The 17,528-nt window shown below is 66.8% G+C and carries 16 protein-coding genes and 2 pseudogenes; 5 read left to right on the top strand and 13 right to left on the bottom strand.

Translation table 11 applies throughout. The features are described 5' to 3' along the window. Positions 1-20: 20 nt before the first annotated feature. From DMB38_RS18440 to DMB38_RS18405, 9 genes and pseudogenes are all read right to left on the bottom strand, one after another. Positions 21-317 (bottom strand): SpdD-like protein, encoded by a 297-nt coding sequence (locus DMB38_RS18440; protein ID WP_125936116.1) that lies wholly within the window; start codon positions 315-317, stop codon positions 21-23. Positions 318-338: 21 nt separating this feature from the next. Then, positions 339-533, bottom strand: coding sequence for a hypothetical protein (locus DMB38_RS18435; RefSeq protein WP_125936115.1), 195 nt, complete (start codon positions 531-533; stop codon positions 339-341). Further along, positions 530-739 carry a mobile element transfer protein gene (locus tag DMB38_RS18430; protein WP_125936114.1) on the bottom strand — a complete coding sequence of 70 codons (210 nt, stop codon included), beginning with the start codon at positions 737-739 and terminating at the stop codon, positions 530-532. Before DMB38_RS18430 ends, DMB38_RS18435 begins: the two co-directional genes overlap by 4 nt. An 18-nt stretch (positions 740-757) precedes the next feature. Next, entirely contained in the window at positions 758-1,384 is a 627-nt protein-coding gene (locus DMB38_RS18425; protein ID WP_125936113.1) for a DUF2637 domain-containing protein, read from the bottom strand. A gap of 80 nt (positions 1,385-1,464) precedes the next feature. Continuing rightward, on the bottom strand, positions 1,465-1,641 hold the full coding sequence (locus DMB38_RS36160) for a hypothetical protein (protein WP_164716037.1): 177 nt from the start codon (positions 1,639-1,641) through the stop codon (positions 1,465-1,467). Next, positions 1,638-1,844: a hypothetical protein gene (locus tag DMB38_RS18420; RefSeq protein WP_125936112.1), complete on the bottom strand. Its 207-nt coding sequence runs from the start codon at positions 1,842-1,844 to the stop codon at positions 1,638-1,640. The genes DMB38_RS36160 and DMB38_RS18420 overlap by 4 nt, the downstream gene beginning before the upstream one ends. A gap of 123 nt (positions 1,845-1,967) precedes the next feature. Beyond that, positions 1,968-3,354, bottom strand: a pseudogene (locus DMB38_RS18415) (FtsK/SpoIIIE domain-containing protein). A 5-nt stretch (positions 3,355-3,359) separates the two neighbouring features. After that, positions 3,360-3,705: pseudogene (locus DMB38_RS18410) on the bottom strand (hypothetical protein). A 135-nt stretch (positions 3,706-3,840) separates the two neighbouring features. Next, positions 3,841-4,620: a GntR family transcriptional regulator gene (locus DMB38_RS18405; protein WP_125936111.1), complete on the bottom strand. Its 780-nt coding sequence runs from the start codon at positions 4,618-4,620 to the stop codon at positions 3,841-3,843. Between the two features lie 17 nt (positions 4,621-4,637). Between DMB38_RS18405 and DMB38_RS18400 the strand changes: the two genes are divergently transcribed. Together DMB38_RS18400 and DMB38_RS18395 are read left to right on the top strand one after the other, a co-directional pair. Then, on the top strand, positions 4,638-5,108 hold the full coding sequence (locus DMB38_RS18400; RefSeq protein ID WP_125936110.1) for an NUDIX domain-containing protein: 471 nt from the start codon (positions 4,638-4,640) through the stop codon (positions 5,106-5,108). Positions 5,109-5,549: 441 nt separating this feature from the next. Beyond that, the gene (locus DMB38_RS18395) at positions 5,550-7,316 is read left to right on the top strand and encodes an RNA-binding domain-containing protein (RefSeq protein ID WP_125936109.1); all 1,767 of its coding nucleotides are present in this window, start codon (positions 5,550-5,552) and stop codon (positions 7,314-7,316) included. Positions 7,317-7,982: 666 nt separating this feature from the next. Here DMB38_RS18395 and DMB38_RS18390 read toward each other — a convergent pair. Continuing rightward, positions 7,983-9,200 carry a hypothetical protein gene (locus DMB38_RS18390; protein ID WP_125936108.1) on the bottom strand — a complete coding sequence of 406 codons (1,218 nt, stop codon included), beginning with the start codon at positions 9,198-9,200 and terminating at the stop codon, positions 7,983-7,985. Continuing rightward, complete coding sequence (locus DMB38_RS18385) at positions 9,197-9,712, bottom strand: DUF4365 domain-containing protein (RefSeq protein ID WP_125936107.1); 516 nt, start codon at positions 9,710-9,712, stop codon at positions 9,197-9,199. The genes DMB38_RS18390 and DMB38_RS18385 overlap by 4 nt, the downstream gene beginning before the upstream one ends. Before the next feature lie 599 nt (positions 9,713-10,311). On the opposite strand from DMB38_RS18385, the gene DMB38_RS18380 reads away from it, so the two are divergent. Further along, entirely contained in the window at positions 10,312-10,554 is a 243-nt protein-coding gene (locus tag DMB38_RS18380) for a DUF2188 domain-containing protein (protein WP_125936106.1), read from the top strand. A gap of 540 nt (positions 10,555-11,094) precedes the next feature. On the opposite strand, the gene DMB38_RS18375 is transcribed toward DMB38_RS18380, so the two are convergent. Further along, positions 11,095-12,846, bottom strand: a complete 1,752-nt coding sequence (locus DMB38_RS18375; RefSeq protein ID WP_125936105.1) for an IlvD/Edd family dehydratase — start codon at positions 12,844-12,846, stop codon at positions 11,095-11,097. Between the two features lie 12 nt (positions 12,847-12,858). Next, positions 12,859-14,319, bottom strand: a complete 1,461-nt coding sequence (locus DMB38_RS18370; protein WP_125936104.1) for an Nramp family divalent metal transporter — start codon at positions 14,317-14,319, stop codon at positions 12,859-12,861. Between the two features lie 118 nt (positions 14,320-14,437). Here DMB38_RS18370 and DMB38_RS18365 point away from each other — a divergent pair, with 118 nt between their 5' ends. Beyond that, complete coding sequence (locus DMB38_RS18365) at positions 14,438-15,160, top strand: FCD domain-containing protein (RefSeq protein WP_240662719.1); 723 nt, start codon at positions 14,438-14,440, stop codon at positions 15,158-15,160. Positions 15,161-15,615: 455 nt separating this feature from the next. Next, on the top strand, positions 15,616-17,388 hold the full coding sequence (locus DMB38_RS18360; protein ID WP_125936102.1) for a serine/threonine-protein kinase: 1,773 nt from the start codon (positions 15,616-15,618) through the stop codon (positions 17,386-17,388). Positions 17,389-17,528: the final 140 nt, after the last annotated feature.

The raw sequence follows: 17,528 nt of genomic DNA, 5'->3' as shown, positions 1-17,528 counted from the left end.
GTGCGCTGCCTGGCGGCCGGTCAGCGGTGGGTGTGCTGGTTGCTGAGCAGGGAGCGCAGCACGACGGCGCATATGGCGACCGATGCGGCGCTGATGGCGACGGCCAGGAGCATCGAGACCAAGACCGTGCCGACGACGAGAACCACGGAGGTGCCGCCACCGACAGCGACCAGAAGGCCAGTCGGCGACAGTCGGAGTGCCGGGCGTGCCGGAGGCGGGGCGTGCTGGCAGCCGCAAGGCGGCGCGGTGTGCTGCTGCTCCACGACGGCGGGCACGGTGGGCACCACCGGGGCGGCGGGGTACTTGGGACGGAACATGGCAGGTCTCTCCTCTCAAGGTCACTTGGTGGTGCCGTTGATGACGTCGACGCCGGTCCGGGTGCCGGAGTCGATCGCGGGGGCAAGCAGGGTGTCGGCGAGCAGGAAGCCGACCAGCAGCAGGACGACGATCAGCCAGAGCGGCGGGCGGATCAGCTTGATGCCGAAGTAGCCGATCAGGGCCACCAGGAGGATCAGCGGGATCTCGACGTTCACGAGCGGTACCCCCGTCCACGTACGCGGCAGCGATGGGTACGGGCGGCGAGCTGAGCAGCCGACCGGGTGCCGTAGTCGGCGGACCAGCCGCAGCCCTCGGCGGTGCACACGGCGGCGTGCCGGCTACGGCCGCGTCGATCGCGGTGTGTACCAATCTGCACCGGGCCGATCTGGTGCACGGAGTGGAAGAACTCGCGGGCGGGCATGGCAGGACTCCTTTCTGATCAGGCCAGTTGGGTGGCGATCTGAGCGGCCAGCGGGGCGGGTACGCCGAGCCGGGCGCGCAGGGTGTCGGTGTCGATCGGCTCGCCGGTCCGCGCCTGGTGGGCGTCGGCGACCTTGCGGGCGTGCGCGAGAAGCGCATCCGGCACGGCGACGGGCAGCTCCGCGGCGGGCGGAGTCGCCGGAGCCTCGGCGGGTTCGCGGACGACCTCGGGGGCCGATTCGGGTTCGGCCGGCACGGCGGCCGAACGGCCGGTCTCCGGGGTGTGGGCGAGCAGGGTGCCGCCGAGGAAGGCCAGCGCGGGCCATCCGGCAACGAGGATCCGCAGCCACGCGGGCACCTGGTCGAGGTCGAGCAGTCCGGCGGTGGCGACGTTGGCGCCGAGCGAGGCGACCAGGGCGGCGGTGAACCACAGCCAGGCCCCGGCGGTCGGGGCCCCGGCGTCCCGCAGGATGCGCAAGCGACGCCAGGCCGCAACGAGCAGCAGGTCCACGGAGATCGGGTAGGCCCAGGCTTTCCAGCCGTCCTGCCCAGCAGCCTCGGCGATGTCGTGCAGGTGCGCGAAGCTGAGCGCCCCGGCGATGACCGCCTGCACGAGCACGGCGTCCGGACGAATGCTGGTGCGCATCGATCTCACTCCCTTCATCGGGTTGGGCCCGGGGCCGGGCGGGGCATCGGTGGCCTGCCGCGCGGCCCCGGGCGGACGGCTCAGTCGCCGCCCAAGTTGGGCGCGTCGAACGAGATGGGCAGGGACAGCGCGAGCGCCCAGCCGACGAGGTCGGCGAACTCGCGGTCGTGGTCGAAGCGCGTGGTGTACGCGACCAGGTCGCACAGCAACTCGACGGTGCGGGCGTGGTCATCACAGGCGGCGCACACGACGCTCACGCAGCCTTGGTCAGGTCGACGCGGGCAGCGGCGTAGTGCTCTACCGCCGCCAGGTACGCGGCGGCACCATCGACCAGCCGCCGGGCGAAGCGCAGGTGCTCCTCCAGCGGCAGCGTCGGGCCGTCGGCGATCGTCAGGTGCGTACCGTCGGCCACCAGCGCCAGGATCGGAGTGCGCTCGCCGCCGTAGGTGTGGCAGATCACCGAGCTGTCGACAGCGGGCCGGAAGTAGATCGAAGCGGAGGCTCTTCCTCTCGGGTTTCGGGCATGGCTGGGGTAGGGACTTGGCGTGAGGCGGTCACGCCGACCGATGGAGTTGGGGTGTGATCAGGCCGCTTCGCCGGTCTCGCCGGTCTCGCGGCTCAGCCGCACGTCGGCGGGCTTCACCATGTGCACGCGAGGCGGCGGCACCGGCCGGAAGGCGGCCAGCTCGGGCAGCTCAGGGGTGCGGTACGCAGTCGCGTTGCAGACGTTGACCGCGTCGCGCAGCGGCGTGAACGGAGCGCGGATCTTTGACCAGCCGCCGGAGGCGTCCCCGGCGATGGCCGTACTCGGGCGGTCGGTGGGGATGACCTGGACGGCGAGCACGGCATCCGGGGAGATGTCGCCGAACGTCATCTTGGCGGACGCCTCGTCGTTGACGCGGTGCGAGACTCGGCCGGTCAGCTGAGCGCGGAGCATGGTGATGCCCTTGCCCAGCTCGGAGCCGAAACGCTGGCCGCAGATCTCCACGTAGATCCCGGCGGCACGGCCGAGCTGCACCAGCCGCGCCAGGGCCGTGATGATCCGCTCCCGGCGCCTCTCCTCAGCCGCCCGTCCCCGCGGACAGGGCGAGTTCGGCCACCTCATCGATCAGCAGCACGACCGGCGCCGGGCGCATGTGGGCGGGCAGGCCCCAGATGTCGGCGGTGATCTCCGCATCCGGCACGTCCGAGCTGATGCGCTGCTCGGTCCGTACGACCTGGTAGTTCGCGCCCATCCGCTCCACGAGGGTATCCAGCAGATCGGCGGCATCGTCGGGGTTGTCCGCCAGGGCAGAGAACCGGCGCGCCATCGGCGCCAGCTCCACCCCCTGCTTGCAGTCGATCCCCACTAGCGCTACGTCCTGCTCGGCGAGTTCGGTCACCAGGCGCCGCTGGTAGACCGACTTGCCCGAGAGCGTGGCGCCGAGGTTTAGCCCGTGCGGCACCTGGCGGTAGTCGCGGTAATGGACGGTCCCGTCCTCCCGCAGCGCTACCGGGATCCGCAGGGTCTCGCGCTCGACCTTGGCCGGCATCTGCACACGCTTGAGCACGTCGTAGCCGGTCATGGCCAGCTCCACCACACCGGCCTTCACCTCGCGGGAGGTGACGCCCTGCATGGCGAACGAGTGCCGCAGCCGGTCGGCGGACGCGGCGAAGTCGAAGGCGTCCTCCCCCGGCCGCAGCTTCAGCCGGAGCACCAGGCCGGTACGGGTCGGGCGCAGTCGCAGGATGCGCGGCGAACGAGGCTGCGGAGCCGGACGGTTGGCCGCTCGGGCCAGAGCCAGCCGCCAGCGCGACGGCGGCGCGGTCAGCCCGCAGGCCTCCATGACCGAGCCGTACGTCACCAGGACGCGGACCGAGGCGATGACCACGCCGATGGTCAGCCAGTACCAGGCCGGGCGGCGCCAGCGCAGCACCAGCACGCCCGCACCTAGCACCAGGGCGACGATCAGCAGGACTTCTGACGACACGGAGATCAGTCCTTCCCGCCCGAAGCCGCCAGCGAGGTCACGGCGACCGCGCCGTAGGCGATCCCCCACCGCTTCTCGCCGTTGAAGGTGTTCTCCCAGTCGCGGGCCTTCAGGCCGGTCACCGCGACGGGGGTGCCGAGCGTCAGCCCGGACGGGATGCCGGTCTCCGGGATGGAGACGGTGAACAGGTTGGCTTCGCCCTCGTCCGCGATGGTCAGGCCGATGGTCATCAGCTTGGCTGGTCTCGCGGTCGATGGCGATCTCGCCGGTCTCCTTGTTGATGACCTTGTGCTTGGGCTCGACGGCCACGAAGACGACGGCGGTGGATGTGTCGATCTTGAAGGACGGCACGCGACTACTCCTCTGCATGAGACCGACTCAATCACTCATGCATATGAGTGACCTTCGAGAGTGCCTGACTCATGTACATGAGTCAACGGATCCTTCAAGATTCTTTGTACGCGGGCCCGTTGGAGCCCTCGGCGATCAATCCCCTGCCGGGATGCGGTAGTCCAGAACGAACCTGTCCGCCGCCATGATCGTGTCGCAGACCTCGACCACGCGCCCGTCGTCCGTACGGGCCTCACGGGTCAGATGGATCACCGGGGAGCCGGGGCTCAGACTGAGCGCGGTGGTCTCCTGCTTGGTGGCGAGCCGGGCCCGTACGGTCTCGGTGAACTCGTGCAGGGTGTTGCCGTGCTCCTCCAGCCGGGCGTAAATCCCGCCGCCGCCGGGCTTCTCCTCGAACATCTCGGGGATGTCCTTTACGACATCCCACGGCAGGTACGAGGTGGCTTCCTCGGTGGGGATGCCGTCGCTGAAGTACAGCCGCCGCCGGGCCAGCACCTTGGTGCCGGCGGTGACGCCCAGCCGCTCCGCGATCTCCTCCGGCACCTCGGTGGGGCCGACGTAGTGCACCTTGACCGTGGGCGTGACGCCCATCTGCTCGCTCTCCGCCAGGTAGGCAGCCTTGCCCGCCTTGCGGTGGGAGCGGCGGAAGCGGTCGGAGGACTTGCGGCTCACTGGCGGGAGCTTCTTCACGGACGAGCCCTTGCCGTGGTGGGTCTCGATGAGTCCCCGCGTGCGAAGCTCCGCGATGGCCTTACGCACCGTGCCGCCCGACACGTCGTAGCGGTCGATCAGCTCGGACTCGCTGGGCAGCATCTCACCGGGAGCGGGGCGACCCGCCTGAATCCCCCGGGCGAGGTCGTCCGCGATCTGCAGATAGCGCGGCTGGCCCGGGTCCTGCGCGGCCGGATTCCCCATAGTCCTTGCTTCCTCCTATGCTCATCTACATGAGTAACAGCAGCCGCCATGACCGGTCAACGCCGCTCCACTCTGTGTCGGTGGCAGGTGCGGTGGTCCGGGAGGACGGCCGGGTCCTGGCCATCCAGCGCGCCGACAACGGCACGTGGGAGCCGCCCGGGGGAGTGCTGGAGGTCGACGAGGCGCCGGAGGAGGGCGTACGGCGCGAGGTGTTCGAGGAGACGGGCGTCCATGTCGAGGTGGACCGGCTGACCGGGGTCTACAAGAACATGACGCGCGGGATCATCGCGATGGTCTTCAGGTGCAAGCCCTCGGGCGGCACCGAGCGCACCTCGGCCGAGTCCACCGCCGTTGCCTGGCTGACGCCCGACGAGGTGGCCGCCAAGATGAGCGAGGTCTACGCGATCCGGCTGCTCGATGCCCTCAGCGACGATGCGCCACACGTCCGTGCCCACGACGGCCGCCAGCTGCTGCACAGCGGTGGTTGAGTAGAAACCTGCTCTACGACTTCAAGGCGGCTCGCTCCGCTCGCCGCGCGGCCCGACTCCCCGGGCCGCCGCTCCTGTCTCCGCCCCGCTCCGGCCCGGTCCGCCGGCCCGCGCTGAGCGAATGCGCCATGACGTAGACGCGGAGAACCATCGTGGTCAGGGCAACCGGCTTCACGGCTCAGGCAGCCACCACGGGGCGAGCCTCGAAGATCGGGGGCCCACCTCGGGCTGTTGCGGGCAGGCAAGGTGCTGCCCGAGTCGCAGCGAGCTTACGGGTCCCCGGATCTCTCGCCCCATGGCAGCTCCCACCCAAAGCCGCTCCGCCAGCCTCACACACGTCTCGCAGCCCTGCCAGTCTCCGCCTGTGGAGGGATGCTCACCCTTTGGGACCCCTTTGGGGATACTCTGACAGCAAGACCTCTCCCAAAGGAGCCTCAAAGGATGTCACCCTCCATCACCCCCGTCCTGGAGAGGATCCTGGCTGGCAGGACGGCAGCCAAGTGCGAGACAGAGACTCTCGACTTCAAGCAGGCCAAGCCCAACCAGAAGGATACCTTCACCGATCTTGCGGAGGCTGCAGTCTGCTTCGCGAACGCCAGTGGGGGAACGATCGTCGTAGGTGTCGTGGACTCGCGCGCAGGTGAGCAGGCCTTCGTCGGGTGCGACCTAGATCCACAAACCTTGCGGGGAAGAATCCACCAGCTCACAACACCATCGCTACTCGTCGAGGTGGAAGAGCTCAATTTTGCCGGTAAGAGGCTGTTGGAGATCTCCGTGCCGGAAGGGCTGGAGGTCTACTCAACTGTAAAAGGTTACACGTACCAGAGGATTAATACGAATTGCATCCCGATGCGGCCCGCGGATGTTACTCGACTAGCTGAGGAGAGGCGAGGATTCGATTGGTCATCCACTTCAAGCGGACGCCCTCTCGAAGACATTGATCCACTCGCCTTCCGATACTGTAGAAGGCTCTTGACTAGCTCTATCGATGTCAGTCGACAAAAACATGGCAAGCTCAGCGACCTCGATCTATTGAAGGCCATGAAAGCCGTGGCCGACGACGGCAATCTAACCCGCGCAGGGGAATTGATGCTGTGTCAAGACGCTACATCATCCCCGACCGAGGCCGTTGTTTATCAGCATCGCCGAACTCAAGCGGGCGAGACCGATGCAATTCTCAGGATCGGGACGCCGATCGTTCTAGCCTTTGAAGACCTGGTGCAGGCCATTAGAGCCCGCCAGGGAATCACTCCCGTTACCCTTCCAGACGGCCGCCAGCTGCAGATTGAAGACTACCCATCGGCAGCTGTGCGCGAAGCCATCGTTAACGCATTCATTCACGGAGACTGGCGGCTCCGAGTTCCCGTGCACATCGAGCACTCACCCCAGTATCTAAAGATTGACTCCCCCGGACCACTGGTCTCGGGTGTGACCACCAGCAATATCTTGACGAGAGGGTCACGAGCGAGGTATCCAGCTCTTGCCGCCGCCTTCCGGCTCCTAGGGCTCGCAGAGGAAGTTGGTCAGGGCGTTGATCGCATGTTCCGTGAGATGATTCGTTCGGGGCGTGACATTCCCGTGATCTCGGAAGATTCAGAACAGGTCTCTGTTCTATTCCGCGGCGCACCTCCGAACACGCGAATTGCAAAGTTCCTAGCATCGCTTCCGGAAGACGAACAAGATGACACCGATGCTCTATTGATTATCCGCCTTCTCTGCAGCAAGCGCACCGTGAAGGCAAGCGAGGTCGCAGGAGTCATCCAACGAACCGAGGAAGAGGCTCAAGCGGCACTTTTGCGGCTATCCGTAGATCCACTCAACATTCTGGAGCCTACGCGCGGGACGATGAGGAATCGCTTTCCGGCGTACCGGCTAAGGGCTGAAGTGGTTGCTAAACTCGGAAGTGCCGTCACCTACCACAGTAGAGCAATCGACGATATCGACAAGAAAATCATCGAGCATATCGTCGACTACGGTGAAGTGAATAACCGCACGATTCAGCGACTGTTCGACGTTGACGTATACCAAGCACGGGACATTCTGCGCGATCTTGTCGGACGCGAGGTGATTACTCGCACATCCGAACAGAAGCGTGGCACCGCTGTGAGATACGGCCCGGGGCCGGCCTTCCCTAAGGCTAGGAAGCCGCGCGTTCGAAAGAAGGCCACCAAGCCCAACGAGAAGGATGGGGATCAGAAGATTTTCTAGTGACAGTTCGGAGCCGCATGCCAAGCACGGCCAGAAGGTCCTTCTTAGTCCTACAGGCTAGGCGGTCCCACTCACGAGAAACACCACATGGCCGGGTCCGGTCGGCTCCACGGCTTTAAGCAGCTACTTTGGGGCGAGCCTCTAAGATCGGTGGCCCCGCTCGGACCATTGCGGGCAGGCGAGGTGCTGCCCGAGTCGCGGCCAGCTTAGGGGCCCCCGATCTCTCGCCCCAAAGCAGCTCCAGCCCAAAGCCGCTCCACCGACCTCGGACTGCACGCACTGTTGGTCTTTATACCATCTGCCCACGATGCGAGCCGCCGTGACATACTGTAGCTGTCGATGCGCTGAGCCCGGCACTGCTGGGTTCCGCGCTGCTTGGCACGCTAGCGTTCGTGGTCCTTTACCGTCCCTGCCCAGCTTCAGGCAATTCGTCTGTCTCATCGCAGGAAGAGGTGACGGTCATGTCCGCTAACCGGCAGTCCCGTATTCGAGACTGGATAAACGCTCTACTCTACTGGGTGAGCACTATCTGCGCTGGAGCACCTTCTTGGGTGCTGACAGAGTACCTGGCGGGTCATGCAGTGGCGGGCTGAGCGCATCGCCTCTTCTTATGCCTACGCATGGGATATTTGCAGTACGAACTGGCCTCCGTTGGACGCAGTGGAGCTATGCACCCTCCCCCCGTTGTGGGGGAATTACATCGGGCCCACCAAGCGTATTATCACCTTCGAGAGCGTCATCCAGTGTCATGGTGGACGGATCAGGCCCGAAGGCGCTCACTTCCATCGTCGCTTGACGCCCAGTCGGCATATGCAGAACGCCTCGTACGAATACAGGACGCCGTTCAGTCATGAATTTGGAGGCCTGTCCGAACGCCTGCCAGTTCAGGTCAAATTTCACCGTCCTTACTTTTCCGTCAATAGCTGCTTGGACTGTGACCCTCCCGAATCCCTCGTGCGGCGGTGCTGCACAGTTCGTAATGATCCCGAATATCACCTGCTCCTGTACACGTTCTGCAGATTTCAAAGTATCCGCGATGTCTTCGACAATCCGCACTGACTCCTTTGGAAAGTCGACCTGACTGGTAAGAAGCCGAGGAGGGACGATGGCAGGAGCCCACTGGAAATTGACGTCGTAGCTGTCAACTTGCCCTGTGCTCAGCACCCTTGCCACTGCATCGCACAATTCTCGCGAAACACCTTCGGAGACCGCATCGTGCACCTCTGCCGAACTCGGAGTGCGATCTCGGTTCACCGAGATCTCTCCTAAGACCTCCAGTGCACGAGCCATCGTAGTTGTCACCCTACGATCAAACCGAGCAGCTTCAACCTTTAGGTCCAACTCCGGCAGTACTCCAGGACCTTCGTTGTCGGCGTAGACATCCGGAACCCGCACTTCGCTGATTACCGGGACGACATATGATCCCTCCATCGTGTGCCCTAACCTGACGTGCTTCGCATGATTAAGAGCCCGCTTCGGGATATTGCGACCGAAGTTTCCCTGTCGCATCAAAGTTGAGGCCGCAGAAGCAACCACTAACCGCTTTGCAGACTCAAAGAGTTCAATACCGGCATGCAGCGGAATTGTGTGGTCTAGTGAACTGTCAGCAGAGGCTCGCAGTTTGGTGATATCGAAGAACTGGCGAGCCATATCTTCGTGAATCTCGTCCGGACTTCTCCGCTCGATGCGCGCCAATTCAGTGGTTAGATTTCGCAACATCTGAGGGTAATCGGGGGCAGACTCGATCTTCGGCACCATGATTCGTTCAGACGCCGGCGACGACGCCTGCCAGATTTCGGCTAATGGACCGTGGACTACTGGTTGCCAATCAGCGCGTGATAGGTAGCTGGTCGCATCTTCAAACAGAACCCGCATATTACTCATGCCCGAGCCACCGCCTGCGCACCATTGACCAGGCGATCCATGGCGTAAGAAAACATCACTTCAAAACCCGCCAGGTCAATCCTCTGCTCTACCGGGAGATGAATTACTTTCGTACTAGCATTCTCAACTGGCGGCAAGTCTTGCACCTTCGCCCAGTACCCCGAGCATCGCATTTTTAATTCCTGCTCGTCATGAATCATCCATTCCTCGATATCACGAGGAACTATAACGAGCCCGAGAAATCCGACAGACGTTCGCGTCTCGATCCGTAACTTGTCATAGGTAGGAACGTCCAGGTCGTACGAGTATGCAGTCCCGTCTGCGTTTATCTTCGGGGCGTAGGTGCACTTCATCTGCAACTCAAACACCAGCCCATCCGAACGCTTGACCGATAAGTCTACGCCATCCTTGTCGACTTCCCATTTACCCAAGGTGTATCCGCCCCGGGTAGCTAGCGCCGCGACGTAGGCCAAGCTGACCTGCTCCTGCTGCCAGCTATCAGCGACCCCCACAAGCCCCCTCCGTTACTGCCTCATCTCCCTTACGGAGAGCCACAACGTACTGACGGATACGCGATCGCTCTAGAGGCCAGACGGACCCAGGTACGGGCCTGCGACGAACAAGCCCATCGCTGTTCCCGGCCAGCTGAGGCGTGGCATGTCAGAGATCGGCCACCGCGCTACCAGGTCAGACGGCATGACGTGCCCGATGCGTGCCCGATCGGGCGGGGAGCCACGGAGTACCACAGGGCTACCGACATGGAGCCAGGCAGTGTCAGGTGCTTCCCCGCCGTAGGTCAGCCGCCGCCCAAGGGTCAGTGGTACCGGATAGACTGGGTCGTTTACGTCGATTACCAACTCGCGCCACTACATGTGGGGTTCATCGGCGCCGCCTGCCACAAGATGTAGGGGGTAAGGGTTGCTGTCGGTCCGTCAGGCGTGCTCTAATTTTGGTGTTCGATTCAAGAAGGCCCCATGTTGGGGCTCGACTTGAGGTCGAGTGCACCGACATGGGGCCCACTGCGTTGGTACCGCCCTGGGACCCTATAGCGAGACCTGGCCAAGTCCAAGTGCGCGTATGCCGGTGCGTTCGCCTCAGAGAGTGAGGATGAATGTCCGGTCAGGCGAACAGCCGGGATGTGGTGCAGCGGGACGACGGCACGTGGGCCGTCACCGCCCCGGGCGCTCAGCGCGCAAGCGCCACCGCCGGCACCCAGGCGGAAGCCATCGAGCGGGGGTCGGAGATCCTTCGGAACGGCGGGGGCGGCGAACTCCGCGTCCACGGCCGGGATGGTCAGATCCGGGACCAGCGCACCATCTCCCCCGGTAACGACCCGTACCCCCCGAAGGGGTAAGCCGGGCATGGCACGGGGCTCTGCCGTCGCGCCTGCCGGGCCCCGTGCCAGATCCGTGCCAGTACGAGCGGTAAGCCGCAGTCAACAGCGGCTGCAGGATTGGGTCGCCTCGCCCTCTTCCGGCATTCATCGGCCCAGGTCAGCAGGCTGATCCGGCACGATCTATCCATGATTCCCAAGCTCAGAGCGCGGGTTCGATTCCCGTCGCCCGCTCCACGACAAACCCCCAGGCCAGCAGCCCGGGGGTTCTTTGTTGTCTAGACCGGTTCATGGACTCCGCACCAGATGCGCACCAGAAGGCCCGTCGTCGGGACCTTGCTCATCGCTCTCACGCTCCGCGCGAACGCGGGAGTCGAGTCCATGCGCGATCTCACGCTGACGCGGCTAGGGGAAGGGCACCGGCCATCGGCCCGGCGGTCCACGCGGTCTGCGAAGGTGGGTCGACGACTTCCGCGCGCACAACAACCTCCTCACCGAGGACGACGGACCGCGCGGCTGGAGTCGGAGGGAGGCTACGCGGACAACGCCGGCTACCGCCGCTCAGTGCGAGTCGCGCGGTATGGCGTGGCCGCGGGGGCCGCGCAGGAAGGTGAGGTCGGCGCCTTCGTCGGCCTGGGTGACGAACTCGGTGTAGAGCCAGGCGTAGCCGGAGGTGTGCCTGGGCTCCGGTGCCGTCCAGGCCGCGCGCCGCTCGGCCAGCTCCTCGTCGGAGACCTCCAGGCTCAGCCGGCGCCCGGCGACGTCGAGTTCGATCTCGTCGCCGGTGCGGACCAGTGCCAGCGGGCCGCCGACGGCGGCCTCCGGGGCGACGTGGAGCACCACGGTGCCGTAGCCGGTGCCGCTCATCCGGCCGTCGCAGATGCGGACCATGTCCGTGACACCGGCCTTGAGCAGCTTGGTCGGCAGCGGCACGTTGGAGACCTCGGGCATGCCGGGGTAGCCCTTGGGGCCGGCGCCGCGGATGACAAGGATGTCGTCGGCGGTGACGTCCAGCTCCGGGTCGTCGCAGACCTCGTGGTACGCCTCGGGCGAGTCGAAGACCAGCGCCCGGCCCCGGTGCTGGAGCAGCTCGGGGGTGGCCGCAGACTGCTTGAGCACCGCGCCGTTCGGGGCGAGGTTGCCGCGCAGGACGGCGGTGCCGGTGCCGGCGTCCTGGAAGGGCGTGGCCAGGGGGGTGATCACGTCGTCGCCGACTCGCTCGGCGCCCTCGGTGTTCGCGGCGATGGACCGGCCGGTCACGGTGATCTGCTGGGCGTGCAGCAGGCCGCCGGTGACCAGCTCGCGGTGGACGGCCGGCAGCCCGCCCGCGTAGCAGAAGTCCTCCATCAGGTACGCACCCGAGGGCTGCAGGTTCACCAGGGTCGGGACCTCGCGCGTGAGCCGGTCGAAGTCGTCGACGCTCAGCTCGACGCCCAGGCGGCCGGCGATCGCGGCCAGGTGGATGATGGCGTTGGTGGAGCCGCCGATGGCGGCGTTGGTGCGGATGGCGTTCTCGAATGCCTCCCGGGTCATGACCTTCGAGGGCCGCAGGTCCTCATCGACCATCTCCACGATGCGCTTACCGGCGCTCTGCGCGGTCTCGAACCGGCGGGCGTCGACCGCGGGCCAGGTGGCCGAGCCGGGTAGCTGCATGCCCAGCGACTCGGCCATGCAGGCCATGGTGGAGGCGGTGCCCATCGTCATGCAGTGGCCATTGGAGCGGGCCATGCAGCCCTCGGCGAAGAAGCACTCCTCCTGGGTCATCCGGCCGGTCTTCAGCTCCTCCTCGAACTGCCAGACCGCGGTGCCCGAGCCGACGTCCCGGCCCCGGTACTTGCCGTTGAGCATCGGACCGCCGGTGACCATCACCGCCGGCAGGTCGACGCTGGCGGCGCCCATCAGCATCGCGGGCGTGGTCTTGTCGCAGCCGCTCAGCAGCACCACGCCGTCGAGCGGGTTGGCCCGGATGAGCTCCTCGACCTCCATCGCCATCAGGTTGCGGAAGAGCATGGCGGTGGGGCGCATCAGGGTCTCGCCGGTGGCCATGGTCGGGAAGGCGAGCGGTAGGCCGCCGGCCTGCCAGACGCCGCGTTTGACGGCCTCGGCGACGCGGTCCAGATGGGCGTTGCACGGCGCCAGCTCGGAGGCGCTGACGGCTATGCCGATCACCGGGCGGCCGTCGAAGACCTCGTGGCCGAAGCCCTGGTTGCGCATCCAGGAACGGTAGATCATGCCGCCACGGCCCGCCGCGCCGAACCATGCCTGGCTGCGGCGGTCGGAGCGGGCTTTGCTGCCGACGCTGGCGTCAGTCACGTGGATCGCTCCTCAGAAGTTGTCGATGTACTGCTGGCGGATGGTGAGGGCGGCGAGCGTGCCGTAGAGGAGCACCGCCCAGATCAGCGCCGCAACCCGGTAGTTGCGGATCTTCAGGGGCGGGGGCAGGGACTTGCGGTTGAGGACGAGCAGCAGGATGGAGTACACGAACATCATCAGGCCGGAGACGCAGGCGGAGATGACGAGCAGTACCAGCGGCTGGTCGAAGCCGACGAGCAGGATCAGCGCGCCGACGGCGACGACGCCCCACACCAGCCAGAAGTACAGCCTGCTCTCGGAGACCGGGTGCCGGCGCAGGTAGGTCGACTTGAGGATGTCGGCGGCCATCCGCGAGGTGTAGTCCACGATGCCGGTCGCCGCGGTGAAGAGCGAGAAGGCGCCGATCAGCCAGAACGTCGTGCCGAACCAGCCGCCGACGGCGGACTTCAGCTCCTCGCCCTCGGCCTCCACGAAGCTGACGTCGTTGGCCAGCCCTTCCATGCCGAAGACCGTGGAGTGCGAGAGCAGCGAGGTCAACGTGATGGTCACGATGGTGACCAGCACGAACGTCATGCCCTGCTCAAGGTTGGCCAGCCGCCACCAGCGCCGCCAGCGGGACATGTTCTCGTGGTCGGCCGGGTCGAAGACGTAGCCCGCGGGTGCCTCGGTGGTTGAGGCCGCCTCCTCCTTGCCGGTGATCGGGCTGACCAGGCGTGGCACGTAGCGGCCCATGCCAAAGCCCTTGTCGCGGATCCAGTTCGACTGGCAGAGGTTCTGTCCGCCGCCGGCGCCGGCGTAGGCGATGGCGCCCATGAGCACCGCGACGCCCAGTTCGGTGGGGAACTGGCCGATGTGCGTGACGCCGTCGGGCAGGTCGCCCCAGCTCGATGCCTCCACGGCGAGCACGACGGCCAGGACGAAGAAGACGGCGACGACGGCCAGCTTGAAGAAGAGCAGCTTCTCCAGGGCGTTGTAGACCACGGGAGCCAGGGTCAGCATCGCCCCGATCGCGGCCAGCAGGCATATGCCGATGATCGCCGGGTCGCCGCCGAAGACGTAGCTGAGCATGGTCGCGGAGCTGGTCGCCCAGCCGGGCCAGAGGTTGGCGGCGTAAGTGAAGACCACCATCACCGCGCCCCAGTGCTTCCAGTAACGGTTGAAGCCGGAGACGGCGGTCTCGCCGGTGGCGAGCGTGTACCGCTCGACCTCCATGTTGATGAACCACTGGGTCAGCACGCCGACCACGGCGCCCCAGAGGAACACCAGGCCGGCCTGCGAGGCGATGTAAGGCCAGAGGATGAACTCCCCGGAGGAGAGTCCGACTCCGGCCGCCACCACGCCGGGGCCGATGATCGGCCACACCCTCTTCGGCGGGGCGGGGAGCTCGCGGACCTCGGGGGCCGGGAGGTTCTGGGTCCGCAGGGGGAATGGGCTGCTGCGCGGTGGGGTCACGTGCTCGTCAGCATGCGTCATGCCGAGCTCTCTCTTCGTTGAGGACGGCTCTCGCGTGGGCAGTTGACGGGAAAAGTTAAATCATTCGATGATTGCCGTCGAGGGGGCGGGAGGAACATTTGTGCGCAGACATCGGACGATGCACGAGTGGGCCGTCGACGAGTTGGTGCGCCGGATCGTCTCGGGTGAGGCCGCGCCCGGGGACTCGCTGCCGGTCGAGGAGGAGCTCGCCGCCGAGCTCGGGGTGAGCCGCGGGGTGCTGCGCGAGGCGGTCAAGTCGGTTGCGGGCAAGGGGATGCTGGGCATCAGGCCGCGTACGGGCACCAGGGTGCTGCCGCCCGAGGGGTGGAACCACCTGGACGCGGACGTACTGCGCTGGCAGCAGGAGTACGGGCCGCTGCGGCTGCTGCGGGAGACCGTCGAGCTGCGCCGCACCGTGGAGCCGGCCGCGGCCCGGCTGGCCGCCGCCCGTCGGCTGCCCGCAGACGTGCGCGCTCTGCTCGACGCGCACGAGCGGATGGCGGCAGCCGCCCGCCGCCCGGAGCACGCCGGCTACGTCGAGGCCGACGCCGCCTTCCACCGCGCCCTGCTCGACGCCAGCGGCAATCGGCTCTTCGGCTCACTGGGCCGCGCCCTGGACGTCGCCCTCCAGCACAGTTTCGCGATCAGCAGCGAGACCCCCGGCGCGCTGGAGGCATCCCTCCCTCGCCACCTCGCAGTCGCCGAGGCGATCGGGCGCGGCGACGGCGCGGAGGCGGCCGCCGCAGTCCTGGCCATCATCGACTCGGCGGAGCACGAGATCGAGCACTCCCCGGCGCTGGACCTCATCCCGCGGCCGGACGGCGAAGTCCGCACGCCGTAGGACAGCGGTGTGCCCCACCCGGACCTCCAACCCCCGCACGGAGCAAGGGTGCGTTGGGCCTTGACGCACGCGGTCGGGTCGGCGGCTCCGTACTGCCGCCGCCTACCGTGATGACGAGCAGGTTCAGCGAGGCTGCCGATCTCGCCCGCGCCTGGGTGGACCAGTTCACCGAGAACGGCCGGATCGTGGTGCCGCTGCGCCTGCGCGGACTCGACTGGTCCGTCGCCACTCGCGTGCCGCACACCGTGGACAAGACGGGTCTGCAACGGACACCGAGCGTGCCCTGTCGCCACCCGATACCCACACGTCGTCGCAGGCCAGAGACATACCAGCGCTCCGTGTTGTCTATACGTCTTGCCCCTCCGCGTGCCCGTTTCGTGCCCGATGGATCTTCGTCGTACCCCTGCCGAGCTTCTGCTCTCCCTCGTGCACGCCGCTCTGCAAGAGTGGTGGGCGTGGAGAATTTGAGGAGCCAGGATCCCAAGCGTCTGGGCGAGTTCAGGCTGCTGGCCAGGCTGGGTAGCGGCGGCATGGGGCGGGTGTATCTGGGACGGTCGCCGGGTGGGATGAAGGTGGCGATCAAGGTGATCCGCGAGGATTTCGCGGAGGATGCCGATGTCCTGGTCCGGTTCCGGCGCGAGGTGGCGACGGTGCGGGCGGTGCGCAGCCCGTACACCGCTCGTCTCGTCGGCGCTTCCCTGGACGTGCCGCCGTATTGGCTGGCGACGGAGTTCGTGCCGGGCCCGACGCTGCTGGAGGCATCACGCGGTACGTCCCTCGAACCCGCCCTGTGCACGGGGCTGTTCGCGGCGCTGGCGGAGGCGCTGGCGGCGGTGCACGGCCACGGGGTGGTGCACCGGGACGTGAAGCCGCACAACGTCATCCTGGCCCCGGGAGGGCCGCAGTTGATCGACTTCGGTATCGCCCGGGCGGCGGAGCACACGCAGCTCACCCGCACGGGGCAGGTGCCGGGGACCCCTGGTTATACCGCGCCCGAGGTGCTGCTGGGCGGCGAGACGGGTCCGGCGGCGGATGTGTTCGCGCTCGGCGCGACGATGGCCGCCGCCGCGACCGGCCGGCCGCCGTACGGCTGCGGGGAGTGGCCGGCCGTGAGCTACCGGGTGGTGCACGGCGAGATCGATGTCGACGGGGTGGAAGCCGGGCTGGCCGGGCTCATCCGGCAGTGCGCCGCCCGGGACCCGGCGCGGCGGCCCGACCCGCTGGATATCGTCCGGCGATGCGGCGTGACGTACGCGCTGGCGGAGTTACCGGCGTACCGGCGGCTGACCGGCGCGGCGCCGCCAGCGCTCCCGGTGCCGCCGGCGCTCCCGGCGCCACCGCGACGCCGGGGCTCGTTGATGACCGCTGCCGCCCTGGCCGTCGGAACGCTCGCGGTGGCGACAACGGTATGGCTGCTGCCGTCGGGCGGTGACGGCGCGACAGCGGGCGACTCGCCGACCGAGTGTGCCACTGACTCCTCCCCGGCCGGGTCCGGCTCCGGTGGCGGTAGGGGGCGGAAGAGTCTGACGATCGGCATCATGCCCGACCAGTCGACCATGAGCTACTGCGACCGGGACGGGAATCACGCCGGATTCGAGGTCGACGTCGCCAGGTACCTTGCCGGCGAACTCGGCGTCGAGGTCGAGGACATCACGTGGCGGGAAGTCTCCGCCGCCGAACGTACGGACGCCCTTGTGCGCGGCGAGGTCGACTTCGTCGTCGCGAGCTATCAGATCACCGACGCGCGGAAAGAAGAGGTCGACTTCGCCGGCCCTTACCTCTCCGCCCGCCAGGACCTGCTGATGCGCGCCGACGAACGGGTCCGGGATGTGACGGACCTCAACGGCATGAAGCTGTGCTCGGTCACCGGCTCCACCTCCGCGCAGGTCGTGAAGGAGGGAGGGGCACCGGGCGCGGACCTCACGGAGCGCAGTTCCTACGCGGAATGCCTCACCGCCCTGGACAGAGGCGAGGTCGATGCCCTGACCACCGACGACTCCCTCCTCGTCGGATACGCCACCCAGAGTGGGAACCCCAGTGACTACCGGCTGGCCGGACTGGAACTCAGCGCCGAGCACTTCTACGGCGTCGGGGTGCCCAAGGGCGAGACGGAGCTGCGCGACGACATCGACGCGGCGATCGACCAGATGATCGCGGACGGCTCCTGGGCGATGGCCGCCGAAACTTTCATCGGGGGCGTGGCCAACTACGATGCCCAGCCGCCTTAGCAGGCCGCGACGACCGGCTGACGCGGCACGAAGTGGCTCCAGAACAGGCGTTCATCTCATTCTCTCGCCCCGCCGGGCAAAGGCCGACGTCCGCGAGAAAGGGACCACAGGAATGCGCCCCCGCAACGTGGAGGCGAACG

Origin of the sequence: Streptomyces sp. WAC 06738, from assembly GCF_003945505.1 — a bacterium.
Lineage (GTDB): Bacteria > Actinomycetota > Actinomycetes > Streptomycetales > Streptomycetaceae > Streptomyces.
This window is presented reverse-complemented; position numbering and strand designations above follow the sequence as displayed.

Bases quoted from the DNA above. Each gene is read 5' to 3' on its own strand.
- DMB38_RS18440 (WP_125936116.1), bottom strand. From the start codon at position 317: ATGTTCCGTCCCAAGTACCCCGCCGCCCCGGTGGTGCCCACCGTGCCC.
- DMB38_RS18430 (WP_125936114.1), bottom strand. From the start codon at position 739: ATGCCCGCCCGCGAGTTCTTCCACTCCGTGCACCAGATCGGCCCGGTG.
- DMB38_RS18425 (WP_125936113.1), bottom strand. From the start codon at position 1,384: ATGCGCACCAGCATTCGTCCGGACGCCGTGCTCGTGCAGGCGGTCATC.
- DMB38_RS18405 (WP_125936111.1), bottom strand. From the start codon at position 4,620: ATGGGGAATCCGGCCGCGCAGGACCCGGGCCAGCCGCGCTATCTGCAG.
- DMB38_RS18400 (WP_125936110.1), top strand. From the start codon at position 4,638: ATGCTCATCTACATGAGTAACAGCAGCCGCCATGACCGGTCAACGCCG.
- DMB38_RS18395 (WP_125936109.1), top strand. From the start codon at position 5,550: ATGTCACCCTCCATCACCCCCGTCCTGGAGAGGATCCTGGCTGGCAGG.
- DMB38_RS18390 (WP_125936108.1), bottom strand. From the start codon at position 9,200: ATGAGTAATATGCGGGTTCTGTTTGAAGATGCGACCAGCTACCTATCA.
- DMB38_RS18380 (WP_125936106.1), top strand. From the start codon at position 10,312: ATGTCCGGTCAGGCGAACAGCCGGGATGTGGTGCAGCGGGACGACGGC.
- DMB38_RS18370 (WP_125936104.1), bottom strand. From the start codon at position 14,319: ATGACGCATGCTGACGAGCACGTGACCCCACCGCGCAGCAGCCCATTC.
- DMB38_RS18365 (WP_240662719.1), top strand. From the start codon at position 14,438: ATGCACGAGTGGGCCGTCGACGAGTTGGTGCGCCGGATCGTCTCGGGT.